This window comes from Anaerolineae bacterium, assembly GCA_035529315.1.
Lineage (GTDB): Bacteria > Desulfobacterota > Desulfobacteria > Desulfobacterales > ETH-SRB1 > Desulfaltia.
Map to the genome: position 1 here is coordinate 1 of DATKWZ010000026.1, position 4,401 is coordinate 4,401.

Below are 4,401 nucleotides of genomic sequence, written 5' to 3' on the forward strand. Positions count from 1 at the left end.
GCTCTTGATGTTTTTAATTTCTTCAACAATCATTGTCTTTTCCCTAATCCAGCTCAAATTCCTTTTGCCAATCTATATCCTGATCCAGCGGCTTTTGTTTCTTTTTTTCCAACAGGTAATTACCCATAATAAGATAATCCATATTGGTTCGCATAAAGCACAGATAGGCGTCTTCAGGGGTGCATACAATCGGCTCCCCCCTGACGTTAAATGATGTGTTTATGATTACCGGGCATCCATGTTTTTCGTCGAATTTTGCGATCATTTTATAATATAAAGGATTGTCTTCCATGCTTACAGTTTGTATGCGGGCGGAGTAATCAACATGTGTTACCGCCGGAATAACAGAACGTGAAACATGAAGTTTTTCAAGGCCAAAGAGTCTTTGTTCTTCTTTTGACATCTCCCTGCGAATTTCTTTTTTTACCGGGGCTACTAATAGCATATAAGGGCTTTCCGTATCTATTTCAAAAAAGTCGGAAGCCTTTTCTTTTAGTATGGAAGGTGCAAAGGGGCGGAAACTTTCACGGAATTTTATCTTCAGATTCATTGTTTCCTGCATCTTCTGGGAGCGAGCATCTCCGATAATTGAACGGCTCCCCAATGCCCTGGGGCCGAATTCCATCCGCCCCTGGAACCAGCCAACAACCTTTTGATCTGCTATCAAATCAGCAATTCTTTCAGGAATTTCTTCATCAGATGATTCCTCGTAAGGAATAGCCTTGTTTTTCAGGTATTCTAATATATATCTGTTTTCAAATTCCGGCCCAAGGTATGATGTTTTTTGAGTTCCCTTTCCCGCATCTAAACATCTCTGATTCCCCAGATACTGATGCCATACAAACAGGGCTGCTCCGAGCGCTCCTCCGGCATCACCGGCGGCAGGCTGTATCCAGAGTTTGTCAAATGGGCCTTCGCGCAAGATTCTTCCATTGCCGACACAATTCAAAGCCACACCACCCGCAAGGCAAAGATTTTTCTGATTGGTTTCTTTATGGATGTGTCTTACCATCCGGAGTATTACTTCTTCAGTTATATCCTGAACTGAACGGGCAAGGTCCATATCCCGCTGGGTCAATTGTGATTCAGGTTTTCGAGGAGGGCCTCCGAATAATTTCCCAAATTTTTTGCTGGTCATCGTAAGACCGGCGCAGTAATTAAAGTACTCCATGTTCATTTTGAAAGAACCATCCTCTTTAAGATCCATCAACTCTGAAAGGATCAGGTCTTTATATTCAGGTTCACCGTATGGCGCCAATCCCATTAGCTTATATTCACCGGAGTTGACTTTAAAACCGGTGTAATAAGTAAAGGCGGAATAGAGAAGACCCAGAGAATGTGGAAAATGAATCTCGGATAAGATTTTTATATTATTATCTTTGCCAATGCCATAACTGGTGGTTGCCCATTCACCTACCCCGTCTATGGTAAGAAAAGCAGCTTCCTGAAAGGGTGACGCAAAAAATGCGCTTGCGGCATGTGACTCATGATGTTCAGGAAAGATGATTTTTCCTTCAAAGCCAAGTTCCTTTTTAATAAACTCTTTCATCCATAATTTCTGCTTTACCCATAAAGGCATTGCCTTGATGAACGATTTAATTCCAACCGGCGCATAAGCCAGGTAGGTCTGCAGAATACGTTCAAATTTGATAAAAGGCTTGTCGTAAAAGGCAACAAGGTCCAGGTTTTTCCCATTCAAACCACCTTCTTTAAGACAATAGTTTATGGCGTTACGAGGAAAAGCAAAGTCGTGTTTTTTGCGGGTAAAGCGTTCTTCCTGGGCTGCGGCGACAATTTCACCGTTCTGCACAAGACAGGCGGCGCTGTCATGATAAAATGCTGAGATTCCTAAGATATCCATATTAATTTATCCTACACATAATCTTTTCAAAGCCGCCACTTCGCCAAGTATCATCATCATCTCCTGGTGATTCTTTTTTGCGGAATAGCTCCGGCCTGTGAGCAAAGCTTCCCTTGACATCTCCCGGCGTTTCTCATAATTCAGAAGCAGCTGCATTTTTTTCGCCAGGTCCTGTGCTCCAGGTGGATGAGGAATAATATAGCCGTCTTTCCCATCGGTTATAATACCTGCTGCCCCATTGCTCGTGGTTGTAATTGACGGAAGACCGCATGCCATAGCCTCAATCACAACGAGAGAACACGCGTCATAATAAGTTGGAAGCACGAATACATCACTGTTTGCATAATATTCTTCGGTAGAGCGAACCGGCCCTGTAAAAAGTATCTTATCTTCAATATTGAGGGTCTTGATCTGCTTTAAAAGGGCTCTATAGGGAAGTCCGCCGATAACCATAACTTTAAAATCGGTATTACCCATTTTTTTTAATTGAGACGCAGCCTCCACAAGTGGCTCGATCCCTTTTTTCTTCAAGTCGTACGAAATAAACAAGAAGACGACATCGTCCTCTTTTATCCCCCTTTGCTTTCGCAGCGGACCTCTAAGCTCATGACGCAGGTTCTGGTTATATCGGGAAGTGTCAACACCATTGTATATAACTTTGATCTCTGAACCTTTTACCCTGAAAAAAGACTCCATGTCCTTTTTTATCATTTGAGAAATAGCCACGATTTTTGGCTGTGGATCAAGTCGAAATGGCGCTGATTCAATCCATGCCCTGATCCATTGCTTTAGTGATAAAATGATAATCAATCGTTTTATTGCCCGTTTAATTTTACTCTTTTCTGAGTAAACTTTTCTTTTTGTCGAAAGCCAGTGTACGCCGCCATGACTTTGATAAACATTCATATACAAGGTATTGCCAAAACCCATGACAACATCAAAATCTTGATTTTTTACCGCCCTCTTATGGTTCAATGCAAACAAGACCATTTTGAGCCAGGCTGGAAGATATTTCGGAATGATTATCTTGTGGAAAACCGCTGCTTCAGGTTCACCATCCCACGTTTCTCCAAAAAGATGCACTTCCCACCCATTTTCTATAAGGGAAGTGGCAAGAGAAACAGCGTACGATTCCGCTCCACCCGCATAACGACTGAATTTTTCCATTGCAAACGCAATCTTTTTCATAACACTCTTCAGATCAAAAACAATTTATGGTAGTAATTTTGTATAATATTTGCGGGATTTCCCAAACTTGGCTTTCCAGTTTTTCTCTCTCACTTTATCCCATTTCCGGCCATCAAAGTTCGGCCCCTGGCGTGTGCTGCACCAGTTGTGATGCACGACGCTCTTACCACAAAAACCGCATTTCCATTTTGCATCTTCAGGATATATTTCATCAGTCAGCCACGACGGCATTAAAATTCGCTCCATTCTCAGAAAGTATTCCAGGTCTTCAGCAATGCCGATTGGAGAATAGTCTTGATCAAAAAAACCGATCTGATTAATCATGGCAGGTCTTACCATAAAGCAGACAGCAGACCTGCCCTCTTTTTGAAATGGGATAAAAAAAGGCAGGTCCTTGTTCCTGACAAGTCGGCAGAAAGGTTCATGTCCTCCCCATTTTTCATAAATTTGCTTCAAACTCTCATTAATGACCTCAGTGGTATATGGTGTTTGTGGATTTACCCGATATTCCTTTGACAGCAAATGGGCTTCTATTAGTTCTTCCAATACAGGGGATCCGTTTTCCATGGCAGAAATCCAGCCTATCCTTTTATCGGTTTCCATGGTTTCTGCAAGTGGTTGGAGCCAATCAATGCCGAAGAACGCATCATTATTTGATATAACATAATAATCGTAATAAAAGGATTTTTCGAGCTCTTTCTCTGGAGCAAACTTTAATATTTGATTCCATGCGGCAGCCACGCCTATATTTTCCGAATTTCTCAAAAAATAAGTGGGAAATTTCGGATCTTTAAATTCTTGTCGAAAAATATCTTCTATATTATTCTGTGATCCATTATCAACTATCAAAACAGAAACATTTAATCTTGATCTATCAGTTTCAGTGTTTCGATAAAGATGTTGCAGGCATGCTCTGGTTATCTCCACATTGTCCAAAACAGGTATGCCGATTAAGACCTTGCTCATTTTTCTACATCCTTTCAGGTTGTAAGTATCCCGCTCTTATCCAGGACCCCATGAATAGCCCTTTCTACCTTGTCAATTGTTAACTCTTCAAGACATTTACTTGTGCCGCTACCATCACATCCTTTCTGGTGGCATGGAGCACAATAGCGATCCGGAGTAACAACACTGTGTGTTTCACCCAAAGGCGCCCAAACCAGCCATTCGGAGGGACCGTAAATGGTTATTGTGGGAGTGCCCACGGCCGCGGCGATATGTGGAGCCGCACTATCCACACCCACATGCAGGCTGCTAAAGCTGAGTACTCCAGCCAGTTCATCCAAGGTGGTTCTGCCGGTAAGGTTATAAATTCGTCCTTTACATTTATTGACTATATCAATTGATTTTCC

At 42.1% G+C, this 4,401-nt stretch carries 4 protein-coding genes; all 4 read right to left on the reverse strand.

What is annotated here, in order from left to right; translation table 11 throughout:
• Window positions 1-43: 43 nt before the first annotated feature.
• The gene (locus VMW78_04910; protein HUV50343.1) at window positions 44-1,861 is read right to left on the reverse strand and encodes a carbamoyltransferase; all 1,818 of its coding nucleotides are present in this window, start codon (window positions 1,859-1,861) and stop codon (window positions 44-46) included.
• 6 nt (window positions 1,862-1,867) lie between these two features.
• On the reverse strand, window positions 1,868-3,049 hold the full coding sequence (locus VMW78_04915; GenBank protein ID HUV50344.1) for a glycosyltransferase family 4 protein: 1,182 nt from the start codon (window positions 3,047-3,049) through the stop codon (window positions 1,868-1,870).
• Between the two features lie 24 nt (window positions 3,050-3,073).
• Window positions 3,074-4,015 carry a glycosyltransferase gene (locus VMW78_04920; GenBank protein ID HUV50345.1) on the reverse strand — a complete coding sequence of 314 codons (942 nt, stop codon included), beginning with the start codon at window positions 4,013-4,015 and terminating at the stop codon, window positions 3,074-3,076.
• A gap of 14 nt (window positions 4,016-4,029) precedes the next feature.
• Window positions 4,030-4,401, reverse strand: a 372-nt coding sequence (locus VMW78_04925) for a glycosyltransferase family 9 protein (protein HUV50346.1), incomplete at its 5' end; no start/stop codon positions are given.